16 protein-coding genes are annotated in these 16086 nt (G+C 50.5%); 15 read left to right on the forward strand and 1 reads right to left on the reverse strand.

All coding sequences use genetic code 11. From position 1 onward, the window contains the following. The first annotated feature begins 307 nt into the window (after nt 1-307). The 5 genes from QQZ12_RS15225 (at nt 308) to QQZ12_RS15245 (ending at nt 6443) form a co-directional block, all read left to right on the forward strand. A complete protein-coding gene (locus QQZ12_RS15225) occupies nt 308-1741 on the forward strand; it encodes a helix-turn-helix domain-containing protein (protein WP_189318835.1) in 1434 nt (477 codons plus the stop codon). Nucleotides 1742-1857: 116 nt separating this feature from the next. Continuing rightward, on the forward strand, nt 1858-2748 hold the full coding sequence (locus QQZ12_RS15230) for a RodZ domain-containing protein (protein WP_189318834.1): 891 nt from the start codon (nt 1858-1860) through the stop codon (nt 2746-2748). A 233-nt stretch (nt 2749-2981) separates the two neighbouring features. After that, on the forward strand, nt 2982-3566 hold the full coding sequence (gene pgsA / locus QQZ12_RS15235) for a CDP-diacylglycerol--glycerol-3-phosphate 3-phosphatidyltransferase (protein WP_102992623.1): 585 nt from the start codon (nt 2982-2984) through the stop codon (nt 3564-3566). 43 nt (nt 3567-3609) lie between these two features. Next, nucleotides 3610-4863 (forward strand): competence/damage-inducible protein A, encoded by a 1254-nt coding sequence (locus QQZ12_RS15240; RefSeq protein WP_102992622.1) that lies wholly within the window; start codon nt 3610-3612, stop codon nt 4861-4863. Beyond that, a complete protein-coding gene (locus QQZ12_RS15245; RefSeq protein WP_022737604.1) occupies nt 4860-6443 on the forward strand; it encodes a DEAD/DEAH box helicase in 1584 nt (527 codons plus the stop codon). Before QQZ12_RS15240 ends, QQZ12_RS15245 begins: the two co-directional genes overlap by 4 nt. Nucleotides 6444-6488: 45 nt before the next feature. Here the strand turns inward: QQZ12_RS15245 and QQZ12_RS15250 are convergent, their stop codons facing one another. Continuing rightward, nucleotides 6489-6776 carry a metal-sulfur cluster assembly factor gene (locus QQZ12_RS15250; RefSeq protein WP_375163200.1) on the reverse strand — a complete coding sequence of 96 codons (288 nt, stop codon included), beginning with the start codon at nt 6774-6776 and terminating at the stop codon, nt 6489-6491. A gap of 184 nt (nt 6777-6960) precedes the next feature. On the opposite strand from QQZ12_RS15250, the gene recA reads away from it, so the two are divergent. The 10 genes from recA (at nt 6961) to QQZ12_RS15300 (ending at nt 16084) form a co-directional block, all read left to right on the forward strand. Then, nucleotides 6961-8046, forward strand: coding sequence for a recombinase RecA (recA, locus tag QQZ12_RS15255; protein WP_102992620.1), 1086 nt, complete (start codon nt 6961-6963; stop codon nt 8044-8046). A gap of 18 nt (nt 8047-8064) precedes the next feature. Further along, nucleotides 8065-8718, forward strand: a complete 654-nt coding sequence (locus tag QQZ12_RS15260) for a RecX family transcriptional regulator (RefSeq protein ID WP_022737607.1) — start codon at nt 8065-8067, stop codon at nt 8716-8718. Continuing rightward, a complete protein-coding gene (locus tag QQZ12_RS15265; protein WP_102992618.1) occupies nt 8718-9698 on the forward strand; it encodes a metallophosphoesterase family protein in 981 nt (326 codons plus the stop codon). The genes QQZ12_RS15260 and QQZ12_RS15265 overlap by 1 nt, the downstream gene beginning before the upstream one ends. Beyond that, nucleotides 9695-11143: an AAA family ATPase gene (locus QQZ12_RS15270; RefSeq protein ID WP_284724630.1), complete on the forward strand. Its 1449-nt coding sequence runs from the start codon at nt 9695-9697 to the stop codon at nt 11141-11143. Before QQZ12_RS15265 ends, QQZ12_RS15270 begins: the two co-directional genes overlap by 4 nt. 4 nt (nt 11144-11147) lie before the next feature. Further along, complete coding sequence (locus tag QQZ12_RS15275) at nt 11148-11393, forward strand: hypothetical protein (RefSeq protein WP_102992616.1); 246 nt, start codon at nt 11148-11150, stop codon at nt 11391-11393. A gap of 1 nt (nt 11394) precedes the next feature. Then, on the forward strand, nt 11395-12069 hold the full coding sequence (locus QQZ12_RS15280) for an ATPase (protein WP_102992615.1): 675 nt from the start codon (nt 11395-11397) through the stop codon (nt 12067-12069). Between the two features lie 212 nt (nt 12070-12281). Then, complete coding sequence (gene rny / locus QQZ12_RS15285; RefSeq protein WP_154987713.1) at nt 12282-13826, forward strand: ribonuclease Y; 1545 nt, start codon at nt 12282-12284, stop codon at nt 13824-13826. A 55-nt stretch (nt 13827-13881) separates the two neighbouring features. Beyond that, nucleotides 13882-14679, forward strand: a complete 798-nt coding sequence (locus tag QQZ12_RS15290; protein ID WP_102992614.1) for a TIGR00282 family metallophosphoesterase — start codon at nt 13882-13884, stop codon at nt 14677-14679. A gap of 121 nt (nt 14680-14800) precedes the next feature. Further along, complete coding sequence (locus QQZ12_RS15295; RefSeq protein WP_022737614.1) at nt 14801-15061, forward strand: stage V sporulation protein S; 261 nt, start codon at nt 14801-14803, stop codon at nt 15059-15061. A gap of 75 nt (nt 15062-15136) precedes the next feature. Then, nucleotides 15137-16084: a dipeptidase gene (locus tag QQZ12_RS15300; protein WP_284724631.1), complete on the forward strand. Its 948-nt coding sequence runs from the start codon at nt 15137-15139 to the stop codon at nt 16082-16084. Nucleotides 16085-16086 lie beyond the last annotated feature (2 nt).

Here is a 16086-nt window from a genome sequence, read left to right on the forward strand (position 1 = left end):
TCTAAACAACCTTCTTAGGTGTTTTTTGTTATATAAATCTACTAAGAATGGTTATTGATTTTGATAAACAACTTCTGTTAATCTGAAAAGTATGGGTTAGTGATTGAGTTGCTTTTATACAATCAGCAATATGTAAAAACGTATCTGCATGAACCGAGAGATGGATGTTCTGGTGCCTGAAAAGTAATATATTCACTTTTAGTCTTAGCTAATCGGCAGATACATTGGGAGTATATCTACCATTTTAAGTGAAAACAAATTGAAGGTTGGATCATGTTTATTGACAGCCTTTCAGGAGGTGGCTGGGGTGTCTGTCGAAATCGGCTCATATCTTCGACAAGCCCGCGAAGCGATTGGTCTATCCCTCGATCAATTACAGGAAAAGACGAAAATTCAAAAATCCTTTTTGATTGCAATCGAAAATGGCGAGTTTGATAAATTGCCTAGTCCATTCTATGTACGTACGTACCTTCGCTCATATGCCAATTGTGTAAAAATTGAACCTCATCATATTTTGAGACAATATCGCAAAATGGAGCAGGCGGAACGTTTCAATACAACTGTTCTCAAAGCCATTACCGAAAATGATTTAGCGCAGACCCAAACGCATTCGTTTGCTGGACAGTTGACTGGCAAACTGCCCACCATCAATCAGGCGACGGGTGTTCACAAGCCGGTTGGGCAGCAGACGAGTGCATTCCGTCTGCCAACAGTCAACCAAAAACCTGCTCAATCGCGCATCAACACACAAACGGCATTGACCGCGAAGCGCACAGAAAGCGACAAGTTGCGCAGGGACAAAGAGCTGGCACGCCGGGATGTGGGTTACCAACGGACGACGGGCATGATGAAGGCAATTTCCCAAAAACAAGAGTTGGAGCAGACCATTCCGGGGAATGCCCAAGCTACATTTAATCAGCCTAAGTTCACGGCACCGCAACCGCCGGAGGAGACCCCACTCAGCCAGGAGTCGACACTTGCGCACACGTTGCATTCAAGGCGGACGCGGGACAACCAAAAATTAAACCCGACCAGCACCGGGCCAAAGAGCATATTATCGCGCACCGCCCAAATGAAAAAGGTGGATACAGGCTCCACCAATCCATTGCCGTCGGTGCGTGAACCGTTTTCCCAAGAGCAGGAGCAACATGATCCAACGGATCAGAAGGCCGTACAAATGCCATCGCTGTCTAGAAGTGCCGTCAAAAACAAGAAGCCGAAAAAGGTCTCCACGCCGAAGTTCAAGGCTCCTAAGCGTTCTGTGATCATCGCGGCGGCTAGTTTGGCCTTGTGTATTCCGATTGCTTGGGGCGTCGCCTCCTTTGTTGGGGATGACGAAGATAGCAAGGGCAAGGAGCAAATCACGACAGGCGAGACCAAATCCCAACAGCCGGCGCCAAATCAGGAGCCGACGCCAACACCCTCGCCTACAACTACGCTTAAGTTTATCAGTAGCGGAAAGACAACCGACCATTACCGAGTGAGTGGAGCGGGGGCGGAGATCAAGGTGGAGGCTTTGGGAGAGTTGGGACTTGATCTTCGTCACCGAGCCGATGGAAGTCCGTTTAAAGATGTAAGGGTGAGTGAGGGCAAGTCGTTCACTTACAAGCATGACTTTTCACAGAGTCCTGATATCTACATCTATCTCAACAAACCGGACAATGCCAAAGTGACAGTCAATGGGGAACCAGTGCAGAAATCGGCGACGTTCATTCATCTCAAACAAGATAATAACCAATAGCGAAAAAGCAAGCCTAACCACACACAGGCTTGCTTTTTTGACGAATCTTTCCCCTGTGAGCTATACTGTAGGAGTTAATTCTGTTCAATCATCCCTATAGGAGGTACATGGGTGAAATGCCTAACCCTTTTACACAATTGAGAACAACTAGGGAAAACCAACAACTGAGCGTGTCGGATGTGGCGGAGTTAACCCAAATTGAGCCGCACTATATAGAAGCGCTTGAAAGCGCCGAATTTTCGAAGTTGCCGGATCCGGTTTACGTAAGAGGATATATCCGTACGTACGCCCGTGTTTTGAATGTGGCCCCCAATCCTTTATTGAGCCACTACAAAAAATGGGAGGAACAAAACCAATCCTCCATGGAGGCAGAGGCCGCTGTTGGCAGTGCCGTTCCCGTTGCCTCGTTAAGTAGAAAAGAGCGGTCCAAACGGGCAAAGGATGATGCCGGCCGGGCGGCTTTAATCAATGAGTGGTGGAACCGTCTGTCTCAAAACAAAGTCGTCTGGGTGGCGGCTGCGGTAATCGCCGTGCTCGCCATCGGGGCGGTGGTTACTTGGACAGTGGTCAGCGAAGGCAAAGAAGTGAAAGTCGTTTCCGCTGACTCGGAGGCGAAGCCTAGCGATGCGCCCGCGATAAACAAGCAGCGCCCCCGCGTGATGCTGGTTCAAACCTCAGACAGTTATGAGTTTGGCGATGTTTATCAAGTTGAAAACGCAGATCAGGTGATGGTCAAAATCACGGCCAAAAAACCGACGGATATCCGTGTGCGCGCTGGCGGCCCGAAAGGAAAAGCGCTGTTCGACAAGCGGCTGGAGGCAAACCAGACGATGACGTTCAACGACGACAAGTGGTTGTCCGTGCGCTTAGATAACCCCGATCAAGTGGCGTTGTTTGCCAACGGAGTGTTGATCGACACCTCAACGCAAAAAGAAGTGTCGCTTTACCAAGTGCGTATGGCCAACGCAACCGGGGAAGACTCGTCCGCACAAGAAAGCACGGAATAGGGCAGGGGAATCCCTGCTCTTTTTTGACACCGCCTAGCCGGTTGGTTTATACTTACGAAAGAATTACACTAGGAAAGCTTTGGCTTGAGGGGTGTGTGCTGACAAGGGTGCTGACGGGCCCGCTTATTCAGCTATTTCCCATCTGACCAAATAGATGGTTCTTGGTTTAAGATGGTGCTATAAATTACATTACTATCTGAGTGAATCTGTCATAGCCAGGGAGGTTGGTTAAGGTGAACCTAGCCAACAAGATTACGCTGGCCCGTATCTTCTTAGTACCAGTCGTGATGCTTTTTTTGTTGGTTCGCTTTAATATGGGCTACGTCCAGGTGGGAAGCGTTACCCTAACAGTAAGTGAGATTATTGCCACCTTCATTTTCATTTTGGCTGCCGTCACCGACGGGCTTGATGGGTATCTGGCCCGCAAAAACAAAATGGTGACCACATTGGGTAAGTTTTTGGACCCTTTGGCCGATAAGCTATTGATTACGGCGGCATTGATTTCACTTGTCGAAATGCAACGCCTGGAAGCGTGGATTGCGATTGTTATCATCAGTCGCGAATTTGCCATCACAGGTCTGAGGATGATTGCGGTGGCTGAAGGGGTGGTCATCGCGGCTAGTCCGTTGGGGAAGCTGAAAACGATCACTCAGATCGTCGCCATTGTGGCGTTGATGCTGAACAATGTCCCGTTTTCTTCGATCTCTTTTCCATTCTCAGAAATTGTTACATGGCTTGCGGTTATCGTGACGGTGATTTCCGGACTTGATTATTTCTACAAAAACAGAAAGATCGTCTCGATGACCCATTTGCAGTAACCCAATGCATTGGAAGGAAGTTACGTTAGAGAGGAACGATGGCATGCGCGCGGAAGTGATTACGGTCGGTTCGGAGCTGTTGTTGGGTGAAACGGTGGACACACATTCCGCCTATCTCTCGCGCGAGTGTTTTTCCCTTGGAGTGGAAGTGGTTTTTCACACTTCTGTTGGTGATGATCAAGCGCGGTTGATGGAAGTTATTGAGCAGGCGCATAGGCGCTCTCAATTGGTTTTCCTGTGTGGCGGACTCGGCCCCACGCTTGATGATTTGACAAAGGAAACGCTATCGGATTTTTTGGGGATTCCATTGGTGCGGGATCCTGCTGTAGTGACTGCGTTGGAAGAGTGGTTTCAAGGGCGTTCGCGAAACATTCCATCCAATAATTACAAGCAGGCCCATGTTTTTGAAGATGGTGTTGTGTTTCATAATGCGCATGGGACAGCACCTGGATTGGCTGTTTCCAAAGACGGCGTGACTTACGTGCTTCTGCCGGGTCCACCGCGTGAATTGATCCCCATGTTTGAGCAACAAGTTCGTCCGTATATCTTGGACACCTTTGCTAGTGGGCAAGCGTTGGTGTCCGAGGCATTATCCTTTTTTGGGATTGGCGAGTCGCTCCTTGAAGAGACTTGCAAAGATTTGATTGAAGCTAATGACAATCCCATCATCGCTACATATGCGAAAGAAGCAGGCGTGACTTTGCGGTTAACTGCTCGGGCAGCTACAGAGTCGGCAGCGCGGGAGTTGATCGCGCCAATAAAAACAGAAGTGCTGAAGAGAACTGGAGATTACTGCTACAGTGAGCGTGAGGAACCGCTGGAGGAAGTGGTCATGCGCTCTTTGATTCAACAAGGGAAAACCGTGGCGGTCGCCGAGAGTTGCACCGGGGGGATGTTGTCCCATCTGCTTACATCCATGAAGGGGAGCAGTCAGGCGTTTATGGGGGGCATTGTTTCTTATTCCGCGTTTAGCAAGGAACAAGTGGTCGGCGTGCCTGAAGAGATCTTGGAGCAGCATGGAACGGTCAGTTCCCACACGGCAGAGGCCTTGGCTGAGCGGGTGCGGGAGCAGTTTGCTACCGATTTTGTGCTCAGTGTGACAGGTGTCGCCGGACCCGATGAGGTTGAAGGGAAGCCGGTGGGGCTCGTTTTCATCGGCTTGAAGGAAGCATCCGGACCGGTTCGCGTCTATCGGTTGCAACTCAGGGGCTCACGTAGGCGAATTCAATTGCAAGCAGCCAAACAAGCTTGCTTCATTCTTCAGCAATGCTTAAAGAAAGGTGAAACAACACGATGAGTCGTTTTGACCAATTTGCGTTAAGCAAAGAAATTTTAAAAGGCATTCAAGATATTGGCTTTGAGGAAGCCTCCCCGATCCAAGCGGAGTGCATTCCCGCAGTGTTGCGCGGGGAAGATGTGATCGGGCAAGCCCAAACCGGTACCGGAAAGACTGCGGCATTCGGGATTCCGGTGTTGGAACGGATCGATACCAGTCATCAAGCGGTGCAAGCGATGATATTGGCGCCGACCCGCGAATTGGCGATCCAAGTCTCTGAAGAAATGCGTCGGATTGGCCGGCCCAAGCGGGTGAAGACGTTGCCGATTTACGGAGGCCAAGCGATTGGCAGACAGATTAAAGCGTTGCAGCAAGGGGTTCATGTGGTTATCGGCACCCCCGGCCGTTTGCTCGACCATCTGCGCCGCGGAACGATTGACACCTCCAGTGTAGAGATTATGGTGTTGGATGAAGCCGATGAAATGTTGGACATGGGTTTCATCGACGACATTGAAGCGGTGTTCCAATACCTGCCCAAGCAACGGCAATTGTTGCTCTTCTCGGCGACGATGCCGACAACGATCCGGCAATTGGCGCAAAAATATATGCGCAAACCCAAGTATATTACTGTGAATCGCGGGGAAGTGACAGTTCCGGTTATCAAGCAAGTATACTATCGCGTGTTGGAAAACCATAAGATCGATGCGTTGTGCCGGATTTTGGACAGTGAGGAAGTCGATTTGTCCATTGTGTTCTGCCGTACCAAAAAAGGAGTCGATGAACTGACTGACGCGCTCCAGGCTAGAGGGTATCTCGCAGGCGGCCTGCATGGGGATTTGGCACAGCAACAGCGTGACCGAGTGATGAACGCGTTCCGCCAGGGAGAAGTTGAATTGTTGGTTGCGACCGACGTAGCCGCCCGCGGCATCGATGTGGGTAGCGTTTCCCATGTGATCAATTTCGACATCCCGCAAGATGTGGAGAGCTATGTGCACCGCATCGGACGGACGGGACGTGCGGGCCGCAAAGGGTTTGCTCTCACGCTTGTCACACCGCGGGAAATGAAGCAATTGCGCACCATTGAACAGGAGACAGGCGTTAAACTGCGGGCGCGGGAGTTGCCCAGCTTGGAAGAAGTGGCCGCGAAGCAACAACAAAGCTGGATGGGTCAAATCGAAGAGATTGTGAAATCAGATGCGGATCTCTCGTTGTTTGAAGAAATGATCGAACAGATGAATGAGAAGCTTTCTGCGGAGAAAGTAGCTGCTGCGGCCATGTACCTAGCTTTCTCGGAGCGGTTTGTCAAGAATATCGATGCAACCTACCACTTTGGGGAAACAGGTGCTTCGCCCGGGATGGTACGCTTCTTCATCAATGTAGGACGCAATGCCAATCTGAATCCGCAAGAGCTGGCTAAAGCGATCGCTGAACATGCGGGGATTGGCCTACGGCAAGTAGGTAAGATCAACATTTATGATCGCTTCTCTTTTGTAGAAGTGCCGGAGGATGTGGCGCCATTCGTTTATGAAGCGTTGCGCCAATCCAAAATCAACGGGGCCCGTGTTAACATGGAACCGGCAAGACCGCGCAATAAAGGATAAAGCAAAGACCGCCCGACGCAATGTGTGGGCGGTCTTTTTTTTATTTCAACCATCATGAATACCGAGCGCGATTTTGGCTAAGCGGGACATGCGACTTTTGTCCCATGGGGGGTTCCAGACGATATCTACCTGCACATCTGTCACCCCATCCACTTTTTGAACGGCGTCGCGCACTTGTTGCTCAATCGTGCCGGCGAGCGGGCACCCCATGGCTGTCAATGTCATCGTCACTTGAACGCGTCCATCATCGTCGATATCCACCCCATAGACGAGGCCGAGGTTGACGATGTCGATGTTCAGCTCTGGGTCGTTTACTTCTTCCAATTGTTCCATGATGCGCTCTTTGCATTTCTCTTTATCCAATCGAATATCCCCCTTTCTGTTTGTAATGTACCACATTTTGCTGTTGCCGACACCTGCAAAAAAACGAATAAATGTTCGTAAATGATCTTGGCAGATGAGTCAAAACAGGTTATGATGGGTATATGTGATTAAGCGGAAAGAGGAGGAACTGTGCATGTCAGATCGTCGTCAGGCGTTAGAAATGGCACTTAGACAAATAGAAAAGCAATTTGGCAAAGGCTCAATCATGCGGATGGGGGAAGAAACCACTCCACAAGTGGAGACGATTTCCAGTGGGGCGCTGGCTCTGGATATCGCTCTGGGTGTTGGCGGATATCCACGGGGTCGGATTATCGAAGTGTATGGACCTGAGTCTTCCGGTAAGACCACTGTCGCTTTGCATGCGATTGCCGAAGTGCAACGCGTAGGAGGGACTGCGGCTTTCATTGATGCGGAACACGCGTTGGACCCTGTATATGCGCAAAAATTGGGTGTTAACATCAATGAGTTGTTGTTGTCCCAACCAGACACGGGGGAACAAGCGCTGGAGATCGCCGAAGCGTTGGTGCGTAGTGGAGCCGTGGACATCATCATTATCGACTCTGTAGCGGCATTGGTGCCGAAAGCGGAAATCGAAGGGGAGATGGGTGACTCTCATGTCGGCTTGCAAGCCCGTTTGATGTCCCAGGCGTTGCGCAAGCTTTCAGGAGCGATCAACAAGTCCAAAACCATCGCCATCTTCATCAACCAAATTCGTGAAAAAGTGGGTATCATGTTCGGCAACCCAGAGACGACACCGGGTGGACGGGCCCTGAAATTCTATTCCAGCGTTCGCCTGGAAGTGCGCCGCCAAGAGACGATCAAACAAGGAACGGACATGGTCGGTAACCGGACCAAAATCAAAGTAGTTAAAAACAAGGTCGCACCTCCGTTTAAGCAAGCGGAAGTGGATATCATGTTCGGCGAGGGGATTTCCAAAGAGGGAAGCGTACTTGACATCGCGGCTGAACTGGACATTGTCAATAAGAGCGGAGCATGGTATTCCTTCGAGGGGGATCGCCTCGGACAGGGCCGTGAAAACGCGAAGCAGTTCCTCAAGGATCACCCAGAAATCTCAGTGAAGATTGAAAATCGAATTCGTGCGCACCACGACCTGCCCCTGACACGAGTCGAAGAGAAACCGGCAGAGCCGGCCAAGGAAGAGAAGCGCGGCCGCAAGTCGAAAGAAAAAGAGGAGACCGCTCCTTCTCTTGAGGTGTGAGCTGAAGGGTGACCACAAGTGACCAATTACATCACCCGAATTGAGAAGTGTTCCAAGCAGGCGAAGCGTTACCGGATCTTCGTGGATGGGACTGAAGTTTGTTCTGTCCACGAAGATGTGCTGGTCAAATTCCATTTGTACAAAGGGATGGAAATGGAGCCGTCCCAATTGGAAGAGTTGTTGCAAGCGGAAGAGTACAACAAGGTGAAGCAGGCCGTGATGCGGTATCTCTCTTACAAACCGCGCACGGTATACGAAGTGAAGCAACATCTCAAAGAGAAGGGGTATGAGGCGGCTTTGGGTGAACAGGCGATCAAGGAGATGGAAGCGCAGGGCTTCCTAGATGATCGCCAGTACGCCAAGAGCTGGGTAGCCGAACGGCATCGGCACAAAGGGTACGGCACGCTTCGTTTGCGTCAGGAATTGACCAAAAAAGGAGTAGCTTCATCTCATATTGATGAGGCGCTTGCAGAGATGGACGAAGAAGAACAGCGCCAGCTGGCAATGAAGATTGCCGAACGGCGCTATCTTCGTATATGCGGAGAACCTTGGCCGACGATTGAGCGCAGATTGGGGCAGTATTTGTTACGGCAAGGTTATCCTGTATCGTTAGTGTATGAGATTTTACGGGAATTTCGCGATCGTGATGAAGCTGAAAAGGGGAATGGTTGATGCGGATTTTATATTTTACTGACACGCATATCCGGGGAACCTCTCCGCGCAGCCGAACGGATGACTTTCAACTCACCATCCGGCGCAAGATTGAGGAAGTGATTGAAATCGCCGAACGGGAACAGGTCGATTTCGTATTACATGGGGGCGATGTGTTTGACCGCCCCAACCTGTCCCCGGCCGTTGTGCGCGAGTTTGCGCAAGTGTTTCGTCGGTTTCGCGCACCGATTTACGCCATTGCTGGCAACCATGATATCTACGGTCACAATCCAAGCACGATTGAACGCACCATGTTGGGCTTGCTGGATGCATTTGGCACGATTCGGCTGATTAGCGATGGACAGAAGGTCAAGCTGGAGAAAGATGGTTTGGTCGTCCAACTCAGCGGGCAACCTTTTCATTATGATTTGGATAAGCGGGATGTTCATTTGGATTACCATGTGGAAAACGAATGCGAAGCGGCCTACTGCATTCACATGGTGCATGGCATGCTGGTGGATCGCGCGTTGCCGGACGGGGTACCGCATACCATGGTGGGGGATGTTTGGTGTGACACGGTGGACATTTTATTGACCGGCCATTACCATGCGGGATTTCCGTTGCAACACCGCGCCGGCAAATATATTGTCAATCCGGGGGCGCTGGCCCGCATCAATAACCACCCGTCGGAAATCAAGCGGATGCCACAAGTCGCCTTGATCGAACTGGGCGAGTCGATTCAAATCAGCCTGATTCCCCTTCGTTCGGCCACAAGCGGAGAAGAGGTGCTGGATCGTTCCTATATTGAGAAGAACATGTACCGGCAGGAGCAACTGGCTTCTTTCGTCCAACAGATCCGCTCTGCAACGGACTTTCAAGCGGTGGACGTGATGGATATCATCGACGAAATCTCCCGCCTCAACGGGATAGACGAAGAAGTCAAATTTGAAGCCCAACGGCGGATCGCCATTGAACAAGAGAAAGGAGAGGCCGGGCATTGAGCACCTTTAAGAAGTTGGTGATCGAAAACTTCCAGTCGCATCAGCATACAACGATTGATTTTTCGGATGGGTTAAACGTGTTTGTAGGCGCGTCTGACAGTGGGAAAAGCGCCATCTTGCGGGCCATCCGTTGGGTGCTGTTCAATGTACCGCGCGGCTCAGATTACATCCGGAGCGGTGCCAAAGAATGCCGGGTCAGCTTAACCTTTGCCGACGGGACGGAAGTGGTGCGGGTGCGCAGTACTTCTGTCAATCGTTATCTGTTGCGAAAGCCAGGCGAAGAAGAACAGGTATTTGAGGGATTCGGCAACATGGTACCTCAAGAAATCGTCGACGCTCATGGCATTGAGCCGATCAAGCTGGATCAAAAGGAATTGTATGTCCACTTTGGCACCCAATTGGAGAGCCCGTTTCTTTTGTTTGAATCCAACCAGAATAAAGCCAAGACAATCGGGCGGATCAGTGGGGCGCATCTGATCGATTACGCTTTGAAAAAAGCGAGCGCCGACCGTCAGCAGATAAATGCTCAGATCAAACAGCTCGAGCAATCCCGGGACGAGATCAAAGAAAAACTGCAACCGTATGAAAACATTGCGGAGTTGGAAGAACAAGTGTCGCTTGCGGAAGAGGCTTTCAGCAAGGCGACGGAGCTGAAAGCGCTGTGCGAACGGTTGCGCAAGGCCCAAGAGCAGTTAGGGCTCCTTGGCATGGCCAAAGCGGGAACGGAGCAATTTATCGCTAGCTTGCGCCAGTTGCCCGAAGCGGAGAGAATCGTCCAACAACTGGAGACGCAGAAGTTTCGATACCGCTTGTTGACAAGAGCCTATGAGCAATGGGGGCGTTTGCGTCTGGAAAAGGAGAAAGTGAGCCGCATCATCGAGGCCGCTGCTTCCTTGCCGAGATTGGAAACGGAGCTGGATTCGTTAAAACAGCGTCATGATCGCCTGGTTCGTTATGTCGAAAGCAAACGCAAATGGGACGAGCATCATGCCGAACGCCTGCGTTTGGAGAATCGCTTGCAAGCATTGGTGCATGTCCGTGATGCGGACCAGGCAGTCGGACATCTTCAAAAACAGGCAGAGCGCTTGGCTAGACTGGTGCAATTGCAACGGAGATGGAAGCTTATTCAGCAAGAGAGCGATCAATGGAAACGTATCATCGACCGCAATGAGCGGGTTCCGGCAGTGTGGCAAGAGATGCTCCCCGCTTTGTCCATGAAGAAGGTGCGGTTAAACCGATTGGTCGAATTGTATAAGCAATGGTCGGATGTGTCGAGGAGGGTGCAGATTGGCAAGGCGTTTTGCCGCGACAAAAAAGAAGAGATCAAGCGGTTGACCGAGGAACTGGCCGCTCATATGAAGCGGTTGGGCAATTGTCCGATGTGCAAACGGCCGATTGAAGAACATGACATGGAACACTTGATCAACGAATATTTGGGAGGGTAGACCCATGAACGATATTGAAAAAAGCATCGAGTTGTTGCGGGCGCAAACGGAAAAAGCGAAAAACGAGCTTTTGAAAGCGGAGGGAAAGCTGGAGAGCCTGATGCGCAACGAAGAGGAGATCATCAAAGAAGTACGTGAATTGGGAGTGGAGCCGGAGCAATTGGAGGAAGAAATCCGGCGCTTGGAAAAAGAGATCAATGAAGAGCTGCAAAAGGCGTGGGGCTATTTACCGCAGGAGCTGAGAAAGTAATATGACCGAGTCTTCGTTTACCCAATTGAAAGAAGCGTTGTCCCGTGCTAGAAACGAGTTGATTGTGCGCAAATCGGAACGTGACTTATATTTGGGGCAATTGAAACAAACAGAAGAGCGGTGGCAAGTGTGCCTCAATGAGCGCGATTTGCTGGAAAAAGTGCGGGTGCTGTTCCAATTGTCGGCGGAACACGCCCGCGAGCAGGCAAAACAACAATTGGAGACACTGGTTACCAATGCGTTGAAATACGTCTTTGGGTCGGCGTTTCGATTTGAGATTGAATTGAAGGACCATGGCGGGACGCCGACGGCTGAATTTTACGTCGTCTCGACTTGGGACGGGCAAGAAATTAAAAACAGGCCACAAGAAGCCCGGGGTGGGGGCATTGTGGACATCGTCTCGCTGGCTTTGCGCATCGCGCTGATTGAAACGGTGAAACCGCGATTGAGCGGACCGATTATTCTCGATGAGCCGGGTAAGCATGTGAGTGAAGATTATATCGTCCCGATGATTGAGTTTCTAAAGTCGGTCGGGGAGACCTTTGGACGGCAAGTGATTTTGGTGACCCATAACATCCATTTGACGGAATCGGCCGATGCGGCTTACTTTGTGCGCTTGCAAGGCGGAAAATCAGTTGTTGAACAAAGCGGTCGCCTTGACAATGGGATTGCATAAATAATACAATTGACTTGTGTCTTTGCCTCTCTTGGGGCAAAGACACCCTGATTCCAACTGAAAACGTTTGTTAGTAAAGTGGAAAATGGTTCTAGCTGGTTTTTTCCAGCCTTCACCTGGTATAGCAAGACATGACGACGGACTACAAGCGAAGACCGAGTTCATCGGTCTTGTTTTTCTAAATAGAAAAAGAGGAGGTGAGCGAAGGAACGATGGTGTTTGAACCGATTGACATCATTCTGCTGTTTGCCTCTCTCGGAGTCGGACTCGGTGCGGGATACTGGATGAGGAAAACGGCAGCAGAAGCAAGAATCGGAAGCGCCGAGAAGGAAGCTGCCGAGATCATAGAGAAAGCTGACAAAGAAGCAGAAGCGCTCAAAAAAGAGAAGATCTTTGAAGCGCGGGATGAAGCGCATCGCCTGCGGAGTGAAGCGGAAAAAGAGATTCGCGAGCAACGCAACGAATTGCAACGAATCGAACGCCGGTTAAATCAAAAAGAAGAGACGCTCGAACGCAAGCAACATGCAATTGAACAGCGTGAAGATGAACTGAACGGAAAAGAAAAGGAAATAGGATTACGCCAACAAGAGATTGATGAGCTATACCAGGAACAGAGAAAAGAAATGGAACGGATATCTGGATTAACCACCGAAGAAGCGAGACAGCTCATTCTGGCGAAAGTGGAGAATGAGATGCGTCATGAAACCGCGCAAATCATCAAAGAGATGGAACAGCAAGCGATCGAAGAAGGAGATCGACGGGCTCGCCGGATCTTGTCGTTGGCGATCCAACGGTGCGCGGCGGATCACGTGGCGGAAACGACCGTCTCCGTCGTGTCCTTGCCAAATGATGAAATGAAAGGACGAATCATCGGTCGGGAAGGGCGCAATATCCGCACATTGGAAACTTTGACCGGGATCGACCTCATCATTGATGATACGCCGGAAGCCGTCATCTTGTCAGGGTTTGACCCGATTCGCCGTGAAGTGGCCCGCGTGGCGCTGGAAAAATTGGTTGCCGACGGACGTATTCATCCGGCGCGAATCGAAGAGATGGTGGAAAAGTCACGCCGCGATGTGGACGAGCGCATCCGCGAATATGGGGAGCAAGCCACATTTGAAACGGGCGTGCACGGTTTGCATCCAGATTTGATCAAGATCATCGGCCGATTGAAATTCCGAACAAGTTACGGACAGAATGTGTTGAAGCATTCGATGGAGGTAGCCCATCTGTCAGGATTGTTGGCGGCTGAGCTGGGTGAAGATATTCACTTGGCGAAGCGAGCAGGGCTGTTGCATGATATCGGTAAAGCGATCGACCATGAAATCGAAGGGTCGCACGTGGATATCGGTGTCGAATTGGCTAAGAAATACAATGAGCATCCCATTGTTATCAACAGCATCGCTTCCCACCACGGGGACTGTGAAGCGACCAGCGTGATCGCGGTTTTGGTTAGGGCGGCAGATGCGTTGTCCGCGGCCAGACCGGGGGCGCGGAGAGAAACGCTGGAAGCGTACATCAAACGTTTGGAAAAGCTGGAGGAAATCTGCGAGTCTTTTGATGGTGTGGAGAAATCATATGCCATTCAAGCTGGACGGGAAGTGCGGATCATAGTGAAGCCGGACGAAGTGGATGACGCAGAAGCGACGCGGTTGGCCCGTGAAATCACGAAGCAAATCGAAAACCAACTGGACTATCCCGGCCATATCAAAGTAACGGTCATCCGGGAAACGAGATCGGTTGAGTACGCGAAATAAAGTGGCCTTTGGGCCGCTTTATTTTTTACAAAGAGTTTGGAGGCTCAAACCATATATGAGAGTATTAATGATCGGCGATGTAGTGGGCAACATTGGTCGCCAAACACTAAAGACATATTTACCAAAACTGAAGCAAATGTACTCACCTGATGCGATTGTGGTTAACGGTGAAAACGCGGCCGCCAACGGACGTGGCATTCAACGCGCGATTGTGCGCGAATGGCTCGATGCCGGGATCGACTGTGTCACACTGGGAAACCATGCTTGGGGGCAAGGGGAAGTCTTTGACTTTATCGATGAGGAAGCCCATTTGATCCGACCAGCGAACTTTCCGGAAGGCACCCCCGGAAAAGGCATGACTGTCTTGTCAACAAAAGGGGGAAAACTGGCGGTTATCAACTTGATGGGAAGAGCGTACATGGAATCGGCGCTTGATTGCCCGTTCCGCACCGCCGACCGCCTGTTGCAACAACTTTCGCACAATACCTATATCCTGATCGATTTTCACGCGGAGACGACGTCTGAAAAGCAGGCGTTTGCCTGGTATGTCGATGGCAGAGTGTCAGCGGTGGTTGGCACGCACACCCATGTGCAGACAGCGGATGAAAAGATTCTGCCCAAAGGGACGGGATATTTGACAGATGTGGGCATGGTGGGCCCATACGACAGCGTGATCGGTATGGAAAGAACAGCGGTAATCAAACGATTTGTCACGCAGCTACCTGTGCGCTTTGAAGTGGCGAAGGGCAGAACGCAATTCAATGCCGTGTTATTTGACTTTGATAAAGAAACAAAGAAAGCGAAAAAAATTAAACGGATTCGGATAGATGATGATATGCCTCTTATCGGTTGATTATAAATAAATTTATTTATGATTTTTTACCGGTATCTATGTAAATTAGAAGGAATTTTTATGTGTGGGTCGAATAGGATAGAAGTAGTGGACTCACTTCAACCATCGAGGAGGTACCTTCATGGAAGTATTAAAAGTTTCAGCAAAATCCAATCCGAATTCTGTTGCTGGTGCACTCGCCGGGGTCTTGCGTGAACGTGGTCAAGCAGAGATGCAAGCAATTGGCGCAGGGGCGCTAAATCAAGCTGTCAAAGCAGTTGCGATTGCACGAGGGTTTGTCGCGCCGAGTGGAATTGATCTTATCTGCATTCCAGCCTTTACGGATATTGTGATCGATGGTGAAGAGCGTACCGCGATTAAATTAATCGTGGAACCTCGATAATTTATGGAAACAATATATTCGAAAAAACCTGTTTATTTTTATAGACAGGTTTTTTTTTAAGTGGAGGGAAATGGGATGAGGTGGATAGATGGTCATTGCGACGTGTTGAGTAAAATGTGGCGCGATCCCCAGTACCGTTCTTTTTATGCTCAAGGGTCTCCGTTGGACAGTTCTTATCATTGTTTGTGTGAGGCGGATGTGGCCATGCAAGTGTTTGCCGTGTGGACGCCGGAGTCGGTGCCGCGGCAACAACGCTTGGCTGTGGCGCTAAAAGAGATCGATTTTTTTTATGAGGAAGTGGTCCGCGACGGATCGCGGGTTTTCTTGGTCACCGACGGAGGCCAAATGGATGAATGCGGACATGGGCGCATCGGGGCGCTGTTGCTGTTGGAGGGGGCAGACGCCTTGCATGGGGACTTGGCCAATCTACGCTTGTTTCACCGGCTCGGCGTGCGGCAAATGGGGTTGACCTGGAATTTTGCCAATGAGGTAGCTGACGGCATCTATGAAGAGCGCGGTGGGGGATTGACGCGGTTCGGGCGTCAGGTGATTATGGAGATGAAGCGGCTGGGGATGATCTTAGATGTTTCCCATCTATCAGACAGAGGGTTTTGGGAAGTGATTGAGGAAACGGGCTTGCCCATTCTCGCTTCGCATTCCAATTGTCGAGCGGTGTGCGCACATAAACGCAATTTAGGAGATGAGCAGATTGAAGCACTCATCCAACGCCAAGGATTGATCGGGGTCACGTTTGTGCCGGAGTTTGTACACCATTGCGCGGCTGAGGCCACAATCGACCAAGTGCTCCGACATGTTGAGCATATTTGCGCTCTTGGGGGGGCGGATCATCTGTTTTTTGGCTCAGACTTTGACGGGTTTGCTAACAAGTTGCCCGGATTAGAGAGCTACAGCCGACTTCCGCAATTGGTGGAAGCCTTGTCAAAAAGGTATGGAGACGATCTCGTCCGCAAGTGGGGCTGGGAGAACGGCAAACAGTTTTACCAGAGACATTTGTCCCCATAAAA

The organism is Laceyella tengchongensis (assembly GCF_900182735.1).
Classification (GTDB): domain Bacteria; phylum Bacillota; class Bacilli; order Thermoactinomycetales; family Thermoactinomycetaceae; genus Laceyella; species Laceyella tengchongensis.